Raw genomic sequence first — 19,397 nt, 5'->3', positions numbered from 1 at the left:
GTTTGTATACCTGCATCTACTGCCATCGGAAAGCGGAGGATGCAGATGATCAACAATACAAAGGGTTTTTGGTGTGCCGTAACCGGCTATCGCTATAGGCCCAATGATTCACCTTAAAAGATCAATTTTCAACGATATGAAACTTTGGCAAAAAGATAAAACATCCCTGGCGGCGGTAGAGCAATTCACCGTAGGCAAAGACCGGGAGATGGATACCTACCTCGCACCATTTGATGTACTGGGATCTATTGCACATATTACCATGTTGCAAAGTATTGGCTTGCTCACTGCCGATGAGCTGGTGGTACTTAAACAGGAACTGCGCAACATTTATAAAGAAATAGCTGCCGGTCAATTTAAACTGGCCGATGATGTGGAAGATATTCACTCCCAGGTAGAATTGCTGCTCACCCAACGCCTGGGTGATGTAGGTAAGAAAATTCATAGTGGCCGCTCCCGCAACGACCAGGTGCTGGTGGATGTAAAGCTTTACCTACGGCATGAGATCGAGGAGATAGTAGCCGAGGTGCAGCAAACTTTTGACCTGCTGCAATCGCTGAGTGAGCAGCATAAAAATGTATTGTTACCTGGCTACACCCACCTGCAGGTGGCCATGCCTTCCTCTTTCGGGCTTTGGTTTGGCGCTTATGCGGAAGCCCTGATAGATGATCTCACCGTACTGCACAGTGCTTACAACGTGGTGAATAAAAACCCGCTAGGATCGGCAGCAGGTTATGGTTCCTCTTTTCCGCTGAACCGCACCATGACTACTCAATTGCTCGGCTTTGAAACCCTGAATTACAACGTGGTGTACGCGCAGATGGGCCGTGGTAAAACGGAAAAGATCGTAGCTTTTGCCCTGGGCAACTTGGGTGCCACCCTAGCGAAGATGTCTATGGACGCTACCTTGTTCATGAACCAAAATTTTGCTTTCATCAGCTTCCCAGACGAGCTGACCACCGGCTCCAGCATTATGCCCCACAAAAAAAATCCGGATGTGTGGGAGCTGGTGCGTTCGCATGGCAATAAGCTGCAGGCATTACCCAATGAAATTGCCATGATGATCACCAACCTGCCCAGTGGCTATCACCGCGACCTTCAATTGCTGAAGGAAAATTTGTTCCCCGCTTTCCAGACTTTAAAAAATTGTTTCCAGGTGGTTCGCCTCATGCTGGAAAATATCCGCGTAAAGAATAATATCCTGGAGGACGACAAATATAAATACCTGTTCAGCGTGGAAGTAGTGAACAAGCTGGCCCTGCAAGGTGTGCCTTTCCGTGAAGCATACAAGCAGGTGGGCTTGGATATAGAAAAAGGAACCTTTCAACCTGATAAGCAGGTGCAACATACTCACGAGGGTAGCATTGGCAACCTGAATACAGCGGAAATAAAACAACATATGAACAACATCGTTGGGGCGTTTGTATTCCGCGATGTGCATGCTGCTTTTGATGCATTGCTGAAAGAGTAGCCTTGAAATTTTTTAATGATAAATGGCCTGCTGCGTTTAGTAGCAGGCTTTTTTTATTGCGACATAAGTAGCGTCATGTTTTTCCCCGACATATATCAACCCTCCAAAAATACATTCTATTTTCAACATAATGCTAAAAATATTAGCATTAACAAAAGGTTTACATCCAAAAAAAAGACCCCGCATATTGCGAGGCCTTATGGTTGATAGGATGTGATATCGGTAAATGACTAAAATGCCAGGTGTACACCACCCATGATGTTGAAACCCGCCATGGGAGCGTAGTAATTATCTGCTGCAATTTTACCGTCCTGTATGTAAGCATAAGTAGAACCGGATGGCTCATACAGGCGGTTAAAAATATTGTTCAGCATGAGTTGTAAACCCAGTTCCTTAAATATCCGCTGTGGTACGGTATAATTAAACCGCAGGCTGCTTACAAAATAGTCGCTCAGTTTAGTATTGGCATCCTGTGCGGAAGTATTGTCCATGTATTGACGGCTCACATATTTACCCAGCCAGTTTATTTCAAGGTGTTGCAAAGGTTTTGCCGTAAGCGTATAACCTGCTACCAGCCAGGGAGAGAAGGCTATGTCGGTATGATGATAGGCCTTTTCCGTTTGGCTGCCATCATCGTAATTGTCGATGAAGGCGGTGAAGTCTTGGATCTTATTGCGGGAAAATGCTGCATTGGCCTCCAGGGAGAAAATGGGTCCTAGTTCCACGCTGCCCTGTACTTCTACCCCGGCACGATAACTCTTCGGGATATTGATGCGGGTGTAAGCGCCTACGTCATTAAGGCGGCCAGTTTGCACAAGCTGATCTTTGTAATGCATGTAAAACAAATTACCCTGGAAGCTGGCTTTTTGTGTGCGCAAAACATAACCGGCTTCCACATCGCCCAGCTTTTCCGGTTTGGCAATGCTTTGTTTATTATTCTCGTAATCGTCGCGGTTAGGCTCGTGATGGCTGATGGAAAAGGAAGCAAATACGTGGCTTTGGGTATTAATGTTGTACGTAAGGCCCACTTTAGGATTAAAGAAATTGTAATTATTATGCTGCTGCAAGTCGGGCCGGTCGTCGAAACCTAGGATGTCGTATTTCACATACCGGTATTGTAGATCCAGGAAGCCGCGGAGGCGACCGGCAAGGCGGGCATCGCCCTTCCAATAGATATTGAAATCTGTTTTGTGCGCATAGTTTTCGTAATAGGTATGGTCGTTGTTTACACCGCCGTTTTGTGCCCAGTTTACAAGGCCATAATGTTTTCCATCGTATTTACTGAACCCACCGCCCAGGCTCCAGTTCAGCCATTGGCCGGTATTGTTCAGGGAGAAAATGCCTCCATAAAAATAGTTATCCAGCCACAGTTGGCGTACCAGGTCGGAGCTATCTACCGTGGTAGTGCCATATACAGGTGATGCAATACCATAATCTGCGTAGGCCTGCCCGGCTTTGTATTCCTCATAATAGCCACGCCCCCGTGTCAGGAAGGCCGCCACACTAAAGTTCCAGCGGTCATTAATGGCTTGGTTCAGGAATAGCTGGTAGTAATCCTGTTGGTAATTGTCTGTTTGATTATTATATGGAGTTCCCGGTTTTTCGGTGCCTTCCAGGTTCAGCGTGCGATGGGTGGCCATTGAATCTTCGGGAACGCCGTACCAGGCCTGGTATGTTTTTTCTTTGCCAGAAAGTATATTGAAACGAATAGCGGTTTTCTTAGAGATGTAGGCCGCCGAGGTGTAAAACGATTTCAGGTTGGAAGTAGCACGATCAATATACCCATCGGAGCTGATCATAGACAGGCGGGTATCGATAGTAAAGTGTCCGTTGATAAGGCCGGAACCTGCTTTCACCGTATGTTTCCAGGTATTAAATGTACCATAGCTGTTGTCGGTTTCTGCATAGGCTTTGTCGCGCAGTTCGTTGGTACTGATATTGAGCGTGGCGCCAAATGCACCGGCCCCATTGGTGGAAGTGCCTACCCCGCGTTGGATTTGTATACTGTTAGTCGAGGAGGCCAGGTCTGGAATATCCACGAAGTAAGCGCCTTGTGCTTCGGCATCGTTTACCGGGATGCCATTCAGTGTAAGGTTAATGCGGGAAATATCCGATCCACGGATGCGTATTCCCGTATAGCCGACACCGTTACCTGCGTCGGAATTAATTACCACGCTGGTTTCCTGGCCCAGCAGGAAGGGCAGGTCTTGACCAAGGTTTTGTTTTTTAATATCGTCTGCGCTGATCTCTGTAGTAGTAAAGGGTGCATTTTTACCTGCCCGCAGGCTGGTAATTTCTACCGGCGTTACGAAAAGTCCTTTTTCTTCGAGTGTAATGTCTACGCTGGTATTGACCTGTACGGAAATGGGCTGTTTATACGGCGTGAAGCCAAGATAGGTGGCACTCAGGGTGTAATTGCCTTTTGGTACGGAAATACGGTAGTGGCCGGCGGCATCGGTGTATACGCCGCTCACCTGGCGGGATTGAAGGCTTACGCTTACGCCTTCCAGCGGGCGATGATGAAGGTTGTCGGTAATGGTACCGCTCACGATGGTTTGCGCGCTGGCTTGCAGGGATAGGCCTGTGAACAGTAGCAGCATCCAGTGTTTCATGAATTTGTACTATTTTAAAATGATCAATAAAAATGCCATTGCTACGCCGTGGATATACCTGCATTGGTGCAGGCAAACCAGCGATGCAGGTCGCGGCGGGTAAGTCCAATAAGAGGTAAGTAAATGTTCGCTTACCTTTCCTAAACAGCATTACCTGGTCAGGTTCACGGGTTTGATCTCAGCCTGATAGTAAGGCACCCCGAGGTGAAACTGTATGTTTAGATAAATAGCGTTGGCTACCAGTTTCCGATGTCAAAGGTAATTAGCAAATTGAACAATTGCCTAAAAATTTTTTTGTTTGCTAAAAAAATTAGCTAATTTCGGTTTCTCCGACCCCATAACCTTGCCTTGCTTTTTTGTTAACTCTTATTCGTTAACTCTTTTAAAAAATCACTTGCAATGATCAAACTACAGATGATTGGCCATCTGGGCAGGAATGCTATCCGTGGCCAGGTAAACGGCAAATCGGTACTAAATTTCAGCTTGGCGCACACCGAACGTTTTAAGAACTTCCAAGGAGAAGACATGCAACGTACCACCTGGGCAGAATGCTCGCTCTGGGAGCGTGAAGCACTGGCTCCCTACCTACAACAAGGCTCCTACGTGTATGTAGAAGGTATCCCGCATTTGGATACTTATACAAACAAGAAAGGAGAAACGGTTACCTCACTGCGCCTGCGCGTTACTACCGTGCAATTGTTGAGCAAACGCGAAGCTACAGAAGCAAATGCCGTGATCCCTGATACAGGCACGGAAGTTAGCGTAGAAACAGCCGTTCATGCCGGCACGGATACGGTAGAGGAACTGCCTTTTTGATAAAGATAAAAGGCTGTATGTTCGGAGCATACAGCCTTTAACTTTTTGGTTCCCATGTATCCGAAAGGCGCCATACTGCAAGCTTTTCAGCGAGTGCAGGAAATTAAATTTGGCAGCTATACTGAACTATCCTAATATTGCATCCACATTGCGAGATAGAGCAGAGGTAGCTCGTCGGGCTCATAACCCGAAGGTCAATGGTTCGAATCCGTTTCTCGCTACAACAAGAGAATTTTCAGGCAAATCCTGTAGATTCTCTTTTTTTTTGGAGGGATAAATGCTATGCCTGTAACGCAAAGTCCAAGTTAACATTCCTGTTACGGATCGCTGAAAATGCCCTATGGGCAACTAACCAAGCAGCAGCACCTTTTTATAACATGCTGTTGCCATGTGGTTGTTTGGATAATAGTGGAAATAACAGGCTGCATATTTTAAAAGCGACCAAGCGCCGGCAATTGCTGGCACTTGGTCGCTTTTATCTTTTGTTGTTTTCATCGCAGTGCTGTACCCTTGTGAAAGTTACAAGTTGCACGAGTGGTATCACCGTGTACCGGCCTGATGCGGATAGTTAAAAAAAATTAGTTCACCTTGGTTAAAGTAGCCTTAAAATTTCCGTGCGTAACAGGCGCATTATCCCCTTCATAATTATAAGATAGGCCGGAGAAAGTACCGCTGATCACTTGTTTTATACTATCGTAAGCAGTCACCTGTATGGTTACTACGTTGCCTTGTTCCAAAGAGGTGGCAGCAAAAATAACATCGCCATTGCTTTTCGTTAAGGAGAAATTATTACCGATGTCGGATGTGGCATAAGTGCCGGGCACAATGTTATTGTCCGGAAACTGAATACTCAGGGCAAAGATGGGATGTGAGGATCCGCTGGTCGGCAAACCTGCCACATCTACCCGTGCACCACCAGCATAAAGAATGGTACCGACCTTCACCGGCCCGGTGAAGGTGTGATCATTGGCGGTAAACTGCCAATAGTTTTTTGCATCGTCATTAGGCTTTGATGCATCATGATCTTTTTTGCAGGCAGAAAGGGCTAAAAGGGATAGCAGGCCAGCCTACAAAACTTTTTACATAGGAAATTGGGTTTAAGAATGGATTAAATATATTAAATTTATTTAATATATCAATGCGATACCACTTTTAATCCTACTATAGAACAGATAAGGGTTGTTATAAAAAACAACCGCCAGCAGGTGGCGGGCTCTTTAAAAACTATAATGCCCACCATTACCGTACCCACTGCACCAATGCCCGTCCACACGGCATAAGCGGTACCGATGGGTAATGTTTGTATAGCTTTCATCAGCAAAGCCATGCTCAATACCAGCGATAGAATAAAACCTCCATACCAGCCATACATGGGCAAGCCGCTCAGCCCTTTTACTTTCTCCAGGCAGAAAGTAAATGCCACTTCAAACAGTCCGGCGAAGACGAGTAAGATCCAATTCATGTGTGTGTTTTTAATTCGGGGCACTAATGCATCCTGACAAATTTCGTAAAATAAAACGAGCAGCGCCTGTTGCCGGCAGCGCTGCTTAGTGATTATAGTGTTATATGGTTTATTGGTAATGGTTGTGCTTTGCGCATGATCTTCCATCAATGAACAGGGGGTTTTCTTCCAGCCATGTATGGAAAGGGAATAAAAAAAGCAGGCATGTTTCCATACCTGCTCTCTTTAAAATTTTGGGTGAACTAAGATAACTTGGCAATAATAGCATCCGTATCATCTATCTGTCCTATCCTAGGAAAAATAGTGTTCAGGCTATTTTCCTGTGCGCTGGCTACCATATCGGTCATAGCGTCTTTGGCGAAGGTTATGTTATAACCTAGTTCGGCGGCCTGGCGGGCAGTGCCTTCCACCCCAATGCTGGTGGATACGCCGCTGAGTACAATACCAGTCACCCCTTTGGCCTGTAAGATTTCGTGGAGTCCGGTCTCAAAGAAAGCGCCCCAGCTGTGTTTGGTCACGAAGATATCGGTAGGCAGGGTACCAATTTCCGGCACAATATCCAGGAAGTCAGCGGGCAATTCCGCACGTCCATGAGAGGGGGCGTCCTTGCGCGCATCCGGGTTCTTGAATTTGCCCGGATCTACGTTTACGGCAACCACTGGTTGGCCGGCTTTATGGAAAGCCGCCACCAGCTTTGCGTTCTGTGCCAGTACGTTGGCCATTGGGTTTACCGTTGGGTAGGCAGTAATACCTTTTTGTAAGTCAATAATCACCAAAGCGGTGTGTGGATCAAGTGCTGTTACCATGTTATAAAATTGATTTAGGTGAGGAGGTAACCACAATTTGTTGCAGTCTTGTGGTTATATTTTGTTTTTTTATGTAATGGAAATAGGAGTACCCGATGATTAAAGAAATAATGCCTTGTGCCAGCACCATGTTTTCTACGCCTGTATATTGCGATAAAAATCCGATGATCAATCCGCCCACCGGTTGCAGGCCGAAAAAGGCCATTGCGTAAAAACTGATCACCCGCCCTCGCATTTCCGGCGTTACGGTAGTTTGAATAATGGTATTGGCCATCGTTACTTGACCCATCATGCCGAAAGCCGCTATCACGGCAAATGCCAGGGCAAGCAGGTAAATGGTGGTATGCGAGAAAAGGATCAGCCCCGCGCCAAATATGAAAGAATCTATCGCCATAATTTTTCGCATATCATGACCTGGTTTCAGGGAGGCCAGGTACAATCCGCCACAAATGGCGCCCAGGCCGATAGCACTGTCTATCGCGCCAAAAGTAGAAGCGGTGCCGTGAAAAATATCTTTGGCATATACAGGTATCAGCGTTGCAAAAGGCAGTACAAATAAACTATTGAAGGCCAATATCAGCAATACCGTGGCAATAGCCGGTGTAGCTTTAATGTAAGCAAATCCTTCTTTCAATTGTCCTATGCCGCCTTTGTTGCGCAATGAGTTTTCTCGCTGCGGGAGTTTCATCATTAACAAGGATGCAATCACTGCGATAAAGCTGGCTGCATTAAGGCCAAAACAAACATCCGTTCCCAGGTATTCCATCGCCAAACCCGCTATGCCAGGACCAATGAGGCGGGAGAGGTTTACCATTGAAGAATTGAGCGCCAGCGCATTTGGCAGATCTTTTTTATCATCTACCATCTCGTATACCAGCGACTGGCGGGCAGGCACATCAAACGCATTTACAATGCCCAGCACCACACTCAGCCCCAAAATTTCCCACACGGTATATACTTTAAAATATACCAGCACGGTAAGGGCAAGGGCCTGGAGCATGGAAACAACCTGGGTTATCAGTAATAATTTATGGCGGTTATACCGGTCGGCAGCCACGCCACCCAGGAAAGAAAAAACAAAAGAGGGAAACATGGTGGCAAAAAGCGATACGCCCAGCATCCATTTGGATTTAGTAAGGTCGTATACCACCCAGCTTACGGCAGTTTTTTGCATCCAGGTACCCAGCAGGGACACGGATTGACCGGTGAAAAAAAGCCGGTAATTGCGGCTGCGGAATGCAGAAAAGGTGGTAATGTTCATATCCTGGTTTCAGTTCTATTATTCGTCCGTTATTCGTAATCAACTAACTTGGTTAGTATATCAATAATGCTGCGCAGGCGGGCCTGCTCTTCTGCTGTAGTGGTATGCTCCAAAGCCTTTAGCAGCCATTCCTCCCGCTGACTGCGCGCTTGCAGTACGGTGTCTTTTCCTACTTGTGAAAGGGAAATAATGGCTTTGCGGCCATCGGTGGCAGAGGGCTTGCGAATGATGTAACCTAACTCCAGCAGGTGGGCCAGTATCTGCGACATAGATGCGGTCGTTACCTTTTCCATGGCAGCCAGCTCGCTGGGCAACAGTTCCTTATGGCTGTCCAGCAACCCCATCACCGAACGTTCTGTGAGCGACAAATGCACGCTGAGCGAAGATTTGGTGCGTAATTTCTTCACTAGCCGGGTTACTACGGTGCGCAGATCGGAAACAAGTTGCTGATTTTGCTTACTGGACATATAGTTAATTAAACTTGTAAGGTTACTTAATAAAGTTACTGGATTATTTTTAGCCGCGCGTATAAAATGGAGGCGGTTTTGATTAAAAAAGGATTAAAAAATGGGACAATGCCAGGCCACGAAACCCCCAAGGCCTACAAAACTATATAGCAATGGCACAGCCAGGTGGTTGACAGCCAGTTAATTCAAAAAACATTTGGCTTATAATTTAAACTATCCTACATTTGCACCCACATTGCGAGGTAGAGCAGAGGTAGCTCGTCGGGCTCATAACCCGAAGGTCAGTGGTTCGAATCCGCTCCTCGCTACAAATATTTCAAGGAAGAAGCCGAAGAAATTCGGCTTTTTTTATTGGTGGCAGGCCCTGCAACCTCCTTCCCGATTTTTTCAGGAAATTTGCGGATCAAAATTGATGAAGTGCTTTTCTGTTTCGAAAGGCGCTTTCGAAAGCAGACATATGCATAAAGCCGGTTTTGTAAATATCTTTGGTAAGCCCAATGCGGGAAAAAGCACATTGCTTAATGCGCTGATCGGGGAAAAGCTCGCCATCACTTCGCATAAGGTACAAACCACCCGTCACCGTATCACCGGCATCGTTACAGAGCCTGGTTACCAAATCATCTTTTCCGATACCCCTGGTATCATTGATCCTAAGTACAAACTGCACGAAAAAATGATGGGTGCCGTAAGATCGGCCCTGGAAGACGCAGATGTAGCCTTGCTCATTGCAGATGCCCGCACGGATTTTGAGGAAAATGTAGCGCTGTTTGATTCCCTGAAACTTAAAGCACCCATCCTGCTTGTACTGAATAAAATAGACCTGCTGCCGCCCACAGAGCAGGCGCTGCTCCAGGAAAAATGGACGGCCTGGGGGAAAGCCAAAAAGGTAGTGGCCATCTCCGCACTGAAACAAGAAGGTATAAAAGCCTTGATGGAAGGCATTGTAGCGCTGCTGCCGGCAGGGGAAGCTTTTTACCCGGAAGATACCCTCACCGATCGCTCTACCCGCTTTTTTGTAGCCGAGTTGATCCGGGAAAAAATTTTCCAGTTATACAGTGAAGAAATACCCTACCATACAGCCGTGGTAGTAACGGAATTTAAGGAAAAAAATACGCTCACTAAAATAGCTGCAGAGATTATAGTGACCCGCGAAACGCAGAAAGGCATTATCGTTGGCGAGCATGGCAAAGGCATCAAAGAAATTGGTTCCAAAGCCAGGGTAGATATTGAACAATTCATCAGTCAAAAAGTATTCCTGGAACTGCATGTAAGAGTGCGGGGCAAATGGAGGGATAGTGATCTCTATCTCAAAGAATACGGATATTAATAAATAGTGACAACCACTTCAAAACACAAGGTATGGCCGGATTTACCGTAGCAATAGTAGGACGCCCCAACGTGGGCAAATCAACCCTGTTCAATCGCCTGATTGAGCAGCGCAAAGCCATCGTAGACGACATAAGCGGGGTAACCCGCGACCGCCAGTACGGCCTGGCCGAATGGAATGGTAAAACGTTCAACGTAATTGATACCGGCGGTTTTGTGCCGAACAGTGAGGATGTTTTTGAAAAGGAAATCCGCAAGCAGGTGGTTATTGCCATGCAGGAAGCCAATCTTATTCTCTTCATGTGCGACGTTACCACCGGCATCACCGACCTGGACGCGGCCATGGCAGACCTGCTGCGGCGTTCCGATAAGCCGGTCATTACCGTGATCAATAAGGTAGACAATGCCCAACGCCAGTTAGACGCCAATGAATTTTACAGCCTGGGACTAGACCCACTGCATTTTTTGTCGTCTATAAGTGGCAGCGGCACTGGCGAACTGCTGGATGATGTGACCGCCCATATCACAGAAGATCTCAACACAGTGAAGCCGGAAACAGAGTTGCCCAAGATCGCTATCATCGGTCAGCCTAACGTGGGCAAGTCCTCCCTGCTAAACGCCCTGGTGGGTGAGGAGCGCAACATTGTGAGCGACATTGCCGGCACTACCCGCGATACTATTCACACACATTATAAATTATATCAAAAGGATTTCATCCTGATAGATACGGCAGGTATTCGCCGTAAAACTAAAGTGCATGAAGACCTGGAATTTTATTCGGTCATCCGCGCCATTAAAGCGATGGACGAAGCAGATGTGTGTATGTTGTTGCTGGATGCCGAAAAAGGACTTACCGCGCAAGACCTCAGCATCTTTAGCCTGGCCACCCGCAAGGGTAAAGGCATTGTGGTGCTGGTAAATAAGTGGGACCTGATAGAAAAAGCCACCAACTCTGCCCGCGACTATGAGGAGATGCTGAAAAAACGTTTCGCTCCCTTCACAGACGTGCCGATTATTTTTACCTCCGTTATTGAGAAACAACGCATTTTCAAAGCCATTGAAATAGCGCTGGACGTGTATGATAACCGCCGCCAAAAGATTCCAACCTCCAAGCTGAATGATATCATGCTGAAAGCCATCGAATCTTATAAACCACCGGTGGTGCGTGGTACCCAGATCAAAATCAAGTATGTAACGCAACTGCCCACTTATACGCCCGCCTTTGCATTTTTTTGTAACCTGCCCGAAGATGTGAAACAGCCGTACAAGAACTATCTCGAAAACCAGTTGCGCGGTAAGTTCAATTTCTCCGGTGTGCCGGTGAGGTTATTTTTCCGCAAGAAATAATTACCTGAAAATGTAAGAAAGAAAGCCTCCATATAGGGAGGCTTTTTTATGCTGGATATATCTTTGCACCAATAAGATAAAGCAGGTACAATGGTCCCCATTCACCCATTTATCTTAAAATTACCTTAAAATTTGCTGGATTTTGGCCTTAATTATACATATTATATAAAAATGTGTTTTAAATTTAAATAATATGCTTATATTTGCGGCGTTTAAACAAAACTTGATCATGAAAAAATTATTCGTATTAGCACTGGCTGGCGGTATGTTCGCAGCTTGCAACAGCGGTAACGGTTCTACTTCTTCCGACTCTACTACTGTTAAAACTGATTCTGTAACTACTGTTGCTCCTGCTGCTGATTCTGCTGCAGTTCCTGCGGCTGATTCACTGAAGGTTGATTCTGCTGTAACTGCTGCTGTAGATACCGTTAAGACTAAGGTTGAAGTTAAGACTGAAAAGAAAGAAGTTAAGAAATAGTGCTTAACTGCTTCAGAAAAAAATTATTCCCTGCACCTGCGTGTAGGGATTTTTTTTTGCCTCTCTCGCATAACAAAAAAAGGTGCATCGCCATTGGGAATGCACCTTTTTTATAAGCTGTTAATAAAAGAAGGGTTATGGATGTTGCAATACTTCGATAGCCTTGTGTACCATTGCATCATTAGCATTATTAATCAGTAAATAACCTTCATTACGGAATAACTGTTTGGCGAATAATGCCTTCATCCGTTGCTTTACCACTACCGCCTCGCTTTCCCGTATGTCCTGTACGCCAGGTACGCTATCTGCCACGGCAAAGGCTTTCAGTTCGGAAAAGAGGGCGTCGCTAATTTGAAAACGTTTATTGAAATCTTCCGCATTGTGGTAATTCGCAAATTCGGGGAGGTGGGCGCTGTAATAACGGGCGGTGAACTGGTTCATCACATCACGGATGTATAATTTTGTAACCAGGGGAGTGAACCGGCTGGTATCGATGGGAATAAAAATATCGGGGGTAATGCCACCACCGCCATACACGGTGCGTCCTTTGGCGGTGTGGTAAGGCACGGTGTCTGTTGGTTTAATGCTGTCTTTATTCAGCAATTCACCATGGTTGTAGCGGTTCAGGATATCCTCATCGTATGCGGCGCGTCCATTGGTATAAGATTTTTGTATGCAACGGCCACTGGGAATATAGTAGCGGGCAATGGTGAGGCGTAGCGCGCCGCCGTTGCTCAGGCCGTACTGTTCTTGCACCAGGCCTTTGCCAAAGGTGCGGCGGCCTATCACCGTGCCACGGTCCCAATCCTGAATGGCACCGGCCAATATTTCGCTGGCGCTGGCAGAACCTTCATCGGTAAGAATGGCTAAGGGACCGTCTTCAAACACGCCGGGTTTGTTACATTTATATTCAGCCTTTGGATAATTGCTGCCTTTGGAATAAAGGATTAATTTATTGTCAGATAATAGTTCGTCGGCAATGTTAGTCGCCGCCTCCAGGTAACCGCCTGGGTTTTGGCGAAGGTCTATGATCAGGTCTTTAAGGCCCTGGCCTTTGAGTTTAGTAATGGCATCCATAAACTCTTTGTAGGTAGTGGCGGAAAACTTGCTGATTTTGATATACCCTACACCGGGTGCAGTCATGTAAGCCGCATCAACACTGTACAGCGGAATAATGCCACGGGTAATCTGCATATCCAGCAATTTCTGTCCACGTAGCACGGTCACTTTCACCTTAGATTCCTCAGGGCCACGCAGCAGTTTGCGAATGCCCTCCACGGTAATGCCGTTGCCGGCCACGGTGCTGTCGTTTACTTTAATAATGCGGTCGCCGCTGCGCACGGCCATTTTATCTGCCGGGCTGCCGGTAAGTACGGATACAATATTCACGGTATCGGCAATTACATTGATCTCTACACCAATGCCCTGGGTGTTGCCTTCCAGGTTATCGTTTACGTCGGCCAGGTTGGCAGGGGGAATATACACGGAGTGTGGGTCCAGGTGGGAGAGTATGCCTTCTATGGCTTCCTGTTGCAGATCGGCCGCCTGTAAGGTGTCTACATATTTAGCTTTCAGCAAATTGATGACTTCCTGTAAAGGTGTTTGGTTACGGTTAAAAAGGCCCATGTTGCCATTCTGAGAACCGGGCATTTTATGTCCCAGGTACATGCCCAAGGCTAAAACTCCCGCCATTAAAAGCGGTAAAAATACCTGCAACTTCCTGTTATTAGCCATACGCCTTGCTACCGATTTGTTTAAATGGATGCGTTTTAATTAAATTGTGGCAAAAATAGCACAATTCAACGCAAATGGTGGTTGGCATTTTTATTTCCTAAAAGACCGCAAAATGCAGGTGAAAACAATATTGGTCGCCGATAGCGGCTCTACCAAGACCGATTGGTGCCTGGTGGAAGATGGCCACCGTCGTACATTCAGCACGCAGGGTATCAGCCCCTATTTCCAGACGCCTGCGCAGGTACAAGAAATTATCCAGACGGAATTGGTGCGCCAATATCCGGCCCTGTTGCAAGTACACGAACTATATTTTTACGGTACCGGTTTGCTGGCACCTGCCAATGCCCGCATGGTGGAAGACGCGCTGCAAGCCGTATTTACCCAAACCAATATCTCCGTAAACCACGACCTGATGGGTGCCGCCCGTGGCCTTTGTGGCCGCCATCCCGGTGTGGTGAGTATCCTGGGTACCGGTTCCAATTCCTGTTTTTATGATGGCATCACTATCGTGAAAAATAATCCGGGCCTGGGTTATGTGCTGGGCGATGAAGGTAGTGGCGCCTATCTCGGCAAGCGCCTGCTTCAATATTATTTATACGATAGTTTCGACGAGGAGCTGAAATTTAAGTTTGATGCAAAATACCAGGTGACCCGCGATCAAATCCTGGAAAACGTATACCGTAAACCATTGGCCAATCGATACCTGGCGTCTTTTGCCGGCTTTCTCACCGAAAACAGGGGCCACTTCCTGATAGAAAATGCGCTGGAAGATGGCATAAACGAATTTTTCTTCAACCACTTGTACAAATACCGGGAAAGCTGGACCAGCCCTTTATATTTTTCCGGCGGCATCGCCCACGCCTTCCGTGATGTAATCCAAACGCTGTGCGAACTGTATGAATTACAGCTTGGCACTATCGTACGCTCTCCGCTGGAAGGCCTGGTAAACTTTCATGGCGAATAGCCGGGAAAAAGGATGTACCATATTGCTGTACCGCATACTTAGCTAATCATCTAATTATTTATCCGCTGCATAGTACCGGGTACTGTGCACAAATTTTTACCCATGTTCCAACGCATTACTGAGCAACCTTCCCACTACCGCCATTTAGAAAAAATGAGTTTAACGGAATTGCTGGAAAATATTAACAAGGAAGACCAAAGTGTGCCTTTGGCCGTGAAAAAAGCGATTCCGCAAATTGAGCAATTAGCTGCAGCCATCGCAGATAAAATGCTGGCCGGTGGCCGGTTGTTTTACCTGGGAGCGGGTACCAGCGGGCGTTTGGGCATTGTAGATGCTTCGGAGTGTCCACCCACCTTTGGGGTACCTCATGGTTGGGTGATTGGTATTATTGCCGGGGGCGATGGTGCCATCCGCAAGGCCGTAGAGTTTGCGGAAGACGACCGTGAACAGGGCTGGAAAGACCTGCGGGAATGTGATGTGTCTGAAAAAGATGTAGTAGTGGGTATTGCCGCCAGCGGCACCACCCCCTACGTAATCAGCGCCTTGGCGGCCTGCCGCCAGCGGGGCATTACCACCGGCAGCATTAGTTGCAACCCGGATACCCCCTTGTCTGCGGAGGCCGATTATCCCGTGGAGGTGGTGGTAGGCCCTGAGTTTGTAACGGGTAGCACCCGTATGAAAAGCGGCACCGCGCAGAAGCTGGTACTCAATATGCTCTCTACTACGGTGATGATACAACTGGGCAGGGTAGCCGATAATAAAATGGTGAATATGCAGTTGAGCAATGAGAAACTGATAGATCGGGGGGTGCATATGTTGATGGACAATGCTGGTATCGCCGATTATGCCACCGCCAAAACCCTGCTGCTGCAATATGGTAGTGTGAAGAAAGCAACGGAAAATTATAAGCCGTAAGCGGCGGAGAAAAACAGCTAAAAATATTGGCTGCACCTATGCAGCATAAATCGTTCCATAAACGGGGCAATCCTAAGCCGCTGCTGCAAAGTAGCGGTTTTTTTTATAACAAAGGATTTTAAATTTCTACCCAAAAAAACGACATTTGAAAGGTGCGTAATCCCGCACAATACAAGGAATTTTTAGTGACCCATATCAGGATAGTTATGCATGACATTGAACCTTTTTATAACTGGCGGCACCTGTATACAGCAGAGGAGGATGAGCTGTCGCCTTTTTACGGGAGGGAATATAGTGAGTTTGAATATTCCAACACCGTTTATAATTATTATATCCATCCACAGTGGGACGAATTTGGCGCGCGCAATCTTTACATGAAGGTGTTATTTGCCGACTATCAGTTTAATTACGCAATTATTGAACTGATCGGCGAGTGGAACGATTGCATAGAGAACGATATCATGACCCTGAAGCGGGATGTGGTGGACATATTCATCGCCCAGGGCATTTACAAATTTATCCTCATTACCGAAAACGTACTCAACTTCCATTCTTCCGACGATTGTTATTACGAAGAATGGTGGGATGATATTAAGGACGAAGGCGGCTGGATGGTAAGTGTAGATATGCCGGAGCAAACCCGCCAGGAATTTGAAAACGCCCACCTGGATAATTACATTCATCTGCTAGACATAGACAAATGGCGCACTTACCAGCCACAACACCTCTATAATTTGATCGACAATATGATGCTGCGCAGGCTTGAATAAAAAAAGCGCTACAACAAAGATGGTGCTGCTAACTAATATTATTTTACCGCAAAGATCTAATAGGAAGGTTATTTTTTACTACATTGTACATATTACCTTGTACTTACTACATACTATATTTTAATAAAGCGTATTTTAGGCACAGTGAATGCGTCTATGGGCAATACCTGAGAAATATCATTTGGTTTTAATTTTTCCTGCTTTAAATTTGCCCGGTTATTTGTCATTTATAATTCATCACGTCACTCAAGGAAGCTTAGATAATTACTATGAAGTGGTCACAATTCTTCGGTACCTCCATAGGAAAGAAGTTATTGGTAGGTGCTACCGGCTTTTTCCTGTGCAGCTTTGTACTGGTACATCTTGCAGGCAATTTTCAGTTACTGTACAACGACAACGGCGAAGCTTTCAATGCCTACGCTGCCTTTATGGGTCATAATCACCTGATCCAGTTCATTGCATGGGGGCTTAAATTGGTGATCCTGTTACATGCCGGTATAGCTTTACAACTTACCTTCCGCAACCGTGCCGCCCGTCCTGTACGCTATGCAGTGAATCCTGGTAATCAAACTTCTTCCTGGTTCAGCCGCCAAATGGCGATCATGGGCAGTATCCTGCTGATCTTTATTATTATTCACCTCAAAGACTTCTGGTACTTATTCCATTATGGCGAAGTGCCAACGGTAACTTACAAAGGGGAAGAATATAAAGATCTCTACCAGGTGGTACAGGTGGCGTTCAAAGAATTGTGGATTGTGATCATCTACGTAATTGGTATGATTGCCCTGAGCTTCCACCTGGTGCATGGCTTTAAGAGTGCCTGCCAGACCTTTGGCCTTAACCATGTAAAATATAACGGGTTGCTGAACTTTATCGGCGTATGGATCTTTGGAATAGCCGTTCCGGTAGGTTTCGCCATCATCCCGTTGATCATCTATTTCAAATAATTCAGTAAAGCAAGGATATTATGTTGAACGCAAAAATTCCTGCCGGTTCATTAAATGATAAATGGAACGACTATAAAGGACATTGTAAGCTGGTAAACCCGGCCAACAAGCGCAAGCTGGAGGTGATCATCGTGGGTACTGGCCTGGCGGGCGCTTCGGCGGCTGCTTCTTTGGGAGAGTTGGGATATAAAGTAAAAGCATTCTGTTTTCAAGACAGCGCCCGCCGTGCGCATAGCATCGCGGCACAGGGCGGTATCAATGCGGCCAAGAATTACCAGAACGATGGCGATTCCGTTTTCCGCTTATTTTACGACACCGTAAAAGGGGGCGACTACCGCGCCCGCGAGGCTAACGTACACCGGCTGGCAGAAGTGAGCACAAATATTATTGACCAATGCGTGGCGCAGGGCGTACCCTTTGCCCGCGAATATGGGGGCCTGCTGAGCAACCGCTCTTTTGGCGGTACCCAGGTGCAGCGTACCTTTTACGCCGCCGGCCAAACCGGCCAGCAGCTTTTGCTGGGCGCCTATTCCGCGCTGCAGCGGCAGGTGTCGCTGGGCAACGTGGAAATGTTTGCCCGCCATGAAATGCTGGATATTGTAAAGATAGACGGCAAGGCCCGCGGCATCATTGCCCGCGACCTGGTAACCGGCAAGCTGGAACGCCACTTCGGCCACGCAGTGCTGCTCTGCACAGGCGGTTATGGTAATGTGTTCTACCTGTCTACCAACGCCATGGGATCTAACGTAACCGCCGCCTGGAAGGCACACCGCCAGGGCGCTTACTTTGGCAATCCCTGCTTTACACAAATACACCCCACTTGCATACCGGTGTCTGGCGACCACCAGTCTAAGCTTACGCTGATGTCGGAATCACTGCGCAACGATGGCCGTATCTGGGTGCCAAAGAAAAAAGACGATCCCCGCAAGCCTAACGAAATACCGGAAGAAGAAAGAGATTATTACCTGGAACGCCGCTACCCGGCCTTCGGTAACCTGGTGCCCCGCGACGTGGCATCGCGTGCGGCCAAGGAAAGATGCGACGCCGGTTATGGTGTGGGTTCTTCCAAACAAGCCGTGTACCTCGATTTCTCCGAAGCCTTCAGCCGTTACGGCCATATCGAGGCTGGTAAACGCGGTATCCACAACGCAGACGCTAATATGCTTTATAAACTGGGCGTAGAAGTGGTGACGGAGAAATACGGTAACCTCTTTGAAATGTACGCTAAGATCACCGGGGAAGACCCTTACGTAGTGCCTATGCGCATTTATCCTGCGGTACATTACACCATGGGCGGTCTCTGGGTGGATTACGAATTACAAACCTCCATTCCAGGCTTGTACGCCCTGGGCGAAGCAAATTTCTCCGACCACGGTGCTAACCGCCTCGGTGCATCTGCATTGATGCAGGGCCTCGCAGACGGCTATTTTGTGATCCCTTACACCCTGGGCAATAACCTGGCGGATGATATCTCTACCAAGGCTATTCCTACTACCCACCCCGCATTTGAAGCAGCAGAAAAGGCCGTGCAAGCCACTATCGATACCTTCCTGAACATTAAAGGTACTAAGTCGGTAGACCACTTCCACAAGAAGCTCGGTAAAATCATGTGGGAAAAATGCGGTATGGCCCGCAATGAAGCCAACCTCAAAGAAGCCATCGTTGAAATACAGGAACTGCGCAAAGAATTCTGGAAAGATGTGCGGGTGCCGGGTACTGCCAATGAGTTTAACCCCGAATTGGAAAAGGCTGGCCGCGTGGCCGACTTCCTGGAACTGGGTGAGCTGATGTGCCTCGATGCGCTGAACCGCCGGGAATCCTGCGGTGGCCACTTCCGGGAAGAATCGCAAACAGAAGACGGAGAGGCCAAACGCGACGACGAAAACTTTTCCTACGTTTCCGCCTGGGAATACAAAGGGGATGGTCAATATGAACTGCATAAGGAAGCACTGGAATTTGTGGAATGCAAACCCACCCAGCGTAATTACAAGTAAGGGAAGCTTTTTATCATTACTACAAAC

At 47.1% G+C, this 19,397-nt stretch carries 18 protein-coding genes and 2 tRNA genes; 12 read left to right on the top strand and 8 right to left on the bottom strand.

All coding sequences use genetic code 11. The features are described 5' to 3' along the window. Window positions 1-136: 136 nt before the first annotated feature. A complete protein-coding gene (gene argH, locus GA0116948_RS09340) occupies window positions 137-1,471 on the top strand; it encodes an argininosuccinate lyase (RefSeq protein ID WP_089711399.1) in 1,335 nt (444 codons plus the stop codon). Window positions 1,472-1,701: 230 nt separating this feature from the next. Here argH and GA0116948_RS09330 read toward each other — a convergent pair whose 3' ends face one another. After that, window positions 1,702-4,083 carry a TonB-dependent receptor gene (locus tag GA0116948_RS09330; RefSeq protein ID WP_089711396.1) on the bottom strand — a complete coding sequence of 794 codons (2,382 nt, stop codon included), beginning with the start codon at window positions 4,081-4,083 and terminating at the stop codon, window positions 1,702-1,704. Between the two features lie 399 nt (window positions 4,084-4,482). On the opposite strand from GA0116948_RS09330, the gene GA0116948_RS09325 reads away from it, so the two are divergent. Both GA0116948_RS09325 and GA0116948_RS09320 read left to right on the top strand, forming a co-directional pair. After that, window positions 4,483-4,899: a single-stranded DNA-binding protein gene (locus GA0116948_RS09325; protein WP_089711393.1), complete on the top strand. Its 417-nt coding sequence runs from the start codon at window positions 4,483-4,485 to the stop codon at window positions 4,897-4,899. A gap of 149 nt (window positions 4,900-5,048) precedes the next feature. Further along, a tRNA-Met gene (locus GA0116948_RS09320) sits at window positions 5,049-5,120 on the top strand. Window positions 5,121-5,247: 127 nt separating this feature from the next. Here the strand turns inward: GA0116948_RS09320 and GA0116948_RS21250 are convergent. The 6 genes from GA0116948_RS21250 to GA0116948_RS09295 form a co-directional block, all read right to left on the bottom strand. Further along, complete coding sequence (locus tag GA0116948_RS21250) at window positions 5,248-5,394, bottom strand: hypothetical protein (RefSeq protein ID WP_165798418.1); 147 nt, start codon at window positions 5,392-5,394, stop codon at window positions 5,248-5,250. 83 nt (window positions 5,395-5,477) lie between these two features. After that, complete coding sequence (locus GA0116948_RS09315) at window positions 5,478-5,843, bottom strand: hypothetical protein (RefSeq protein WP_089711391.1); 366 nt, start codon at window positions 5,841-5,843, stop codon at window positions 5,478-5,480. 191 nt (window positions 5,844-6,034) lie between these two features. Next, window positions 6,035-6,361 (bottom strand): DMT family transporter, encoded by a 327-nt coding sequence (locus tag GA0116948_RS09310; protein WP_089711757.1) that lies wholly within the window; start codon window positions 6,359-6,361, stop codon window positions 6,035-6,037. Window positions 6,362-6,603: 242 nt separating this feature from the next. Further along, window positions 6,604-7,167 (bottom strand): isochorismatase family protein, encoded by a 564-nt coding sequence (locus GA0116948_RS09305; RefSeq protein ID WP_089711389.1) that lies wholly within the window; start codon window positions 7,165-7,167, stop codon window positions 6,604-6,606. Window position 7,168: 1 nt separating this feature from the next. Further along, a complete protein-coding gene (locus GA0116948_RS09300) occupies window positions 7,169-8,428 on the bottom strand; it encodes an MFS transporter (RefSeq protein WP_089711386.1) in 1,260 nt (419 codons plus the stop codon). A gap of 29 nt (window positions 8,429-8,457) precedes the next feature. After that, window positions 8,458-8,895: a MarR family winged helix-turn-helix transcriptional regulator gene (locus GA0116948_RS09295; RefSeq protein WP_089711384.1), complete on the bottom strand. Its 438-nt coding sequence runs from the start codon at window positions 8,893-8,895 to the stop codon at window positions 8,458-8,460. 236 nt (window positions 8,896-9,131) lie between these two features. On the opposite strand from GA0116948_RS09295, the gene GA0116948_RS09290 reads away from it, so the two are divergent. From GA0116948_RS09290 to GA0116948_RS09275, 4 genes are all read left to right on the top strand, one after another. Further along, a tRNA-Met gene (locus GA0116948_RS09290) sits at window positions 9,132-9,203 on the top strand. A 149-nt stretch (window positions 9,204-9,352) separates the two neighbouring features. Further along, window positions 9,353-10,222 (top strand): GTPase Era, encoded by an 870-nt coding sequence (gene era, locus GA0116948_RS09285; protein ID WP_089711382.1) that lies wholly within the window; start codon window positions 9,353-9,355, stop codon window positions 10,220-10,222. A 32-nt stretch (window positions 10,223-10,254) separates the two neighbouring features. Next, complete coding sequence (gene der / locus GA0116948_RS09280) at window positions 10,255-11,568, top strand: ribosome biogenesis GTPase Der (RefSeq protein ID WP_089711380.1); 1,314 nt, start codon at window positions 10,255-10,257, stop codon at window positions 11,566-11,568. Window positions 11,569-11,797: 229 nt separating this feature from the next. Beyond that, window positions 11,798-12,046, top strand: coding sequence for a hypothetical protein (locus GA0116948_RS09275; RefSeq protein WP_108675040.1), 249 nt, complete (start codon window positions 11,798-11,800; stop codon window positions 12,044-12,046). 135 nt (window positions 12,047-12,181) lie between these two features. Here GA0116948_RS09275 and GA0116948_RS09270 read toward each other — a convergent pair whose 3' ends face one another. After that, window positions 12,182-13,738: a S41 family peptidase gene (locus GA0116948_RS09270; RefSeq protein ID WP_240619193.1), complete on the bottom strand. Its 1,557-nt coding sequence runs from the start codon at window positions 13,736-13,738 to the stop codon at window positions 12,182-12,184. 88 nt (window positions 13,739-13,826) lie between these two features. On the opposite strand from GA0116948_RS09270, the gene GA0116948_RS09265 reads away from it, so the two are divergent. The 5 genes from GA0116948_RS09265 (at window position 13,827) to GA0116948_RS09245 (ending at window position 19,370) form a co-directional block, all read left to right on the top strand. Continuing rightward, window positions 13,827-14,744, top strand: coding sequence for a BadF/BadG/BcrA/BcrD ATPase family protein (locus GA0116948_RS09265; protein WP_240619192.1), 918 nt, complete (start codon window positions 13,827-13,829; stop codon window positions 14,742-14,744). A 102-nt stretch (window positions 14,745-14,846) separates the two neighbouring features. After that, complete coding sequence (murQ, locus tag GA0116948_RS09260) at window positions 14,847-15,659, top strand: N-acetylmuramic acid 6-phosphate etherase (protein WP_089711373.1); 813 nt, start codon at window positions 14,847-14,849, stop codon at window positions 15,657-15,659. Window positions 15,660-15,865: 206 nt separating this feature from the next. Further along, window positions 15,866-16,429: a hypothetical protein gene (locus GA0116948_RS09255; protein WP_089711371.1), complete on the top strand. Its 564-nt coding sequence runs from the start codon at window positions 15,866-15,868 to the stop codon at window positions 16,427-16,429. Between the two features lie 269 nt (window positions 16,430-16,698). Further along, on the top strand, window positions 16,699-17,376 hold the full coding sequence (locus GA0116948_RS09250; protein WP_089711369.1) for a succinate dehydrogenase cytochrome b subunit: 678 nt from the start codon (window positions 16,699-16,701) through the stop codon (window positions 17,374-17,376). Between the two features lie 20 nt (window positions 17,377-17,396). After that, window positions 17,397-19,370, top strand: coding sequence for a fumarate reductase/succinate dehydrogenase flavoprotein subunit (locus tag GA0116948_RS09245; protein WP_089711367.1), 1,974 nt, complete (start codon window positions 17,397-17,399; stop codon window positions 19,368-19,370). The last annotated feature ends 27 nt before the right edge of the window (window positions 19,371-19,397 follow it).

Origin of the sequence: Chitinophaga costaii (assembly GCF_900094705.1) — a bacterium.
Lineage (GTDB): Bacteria > Bacteroidota > Bacteroidia > Chitinophagales > Chitinophagaceae > Chitinophaga > Chitinophaga costaii.
Note: the sequence above shows the minus strand (reverse complement) of the source record. Positions and strands in the feature narration are given on the sequence as shown.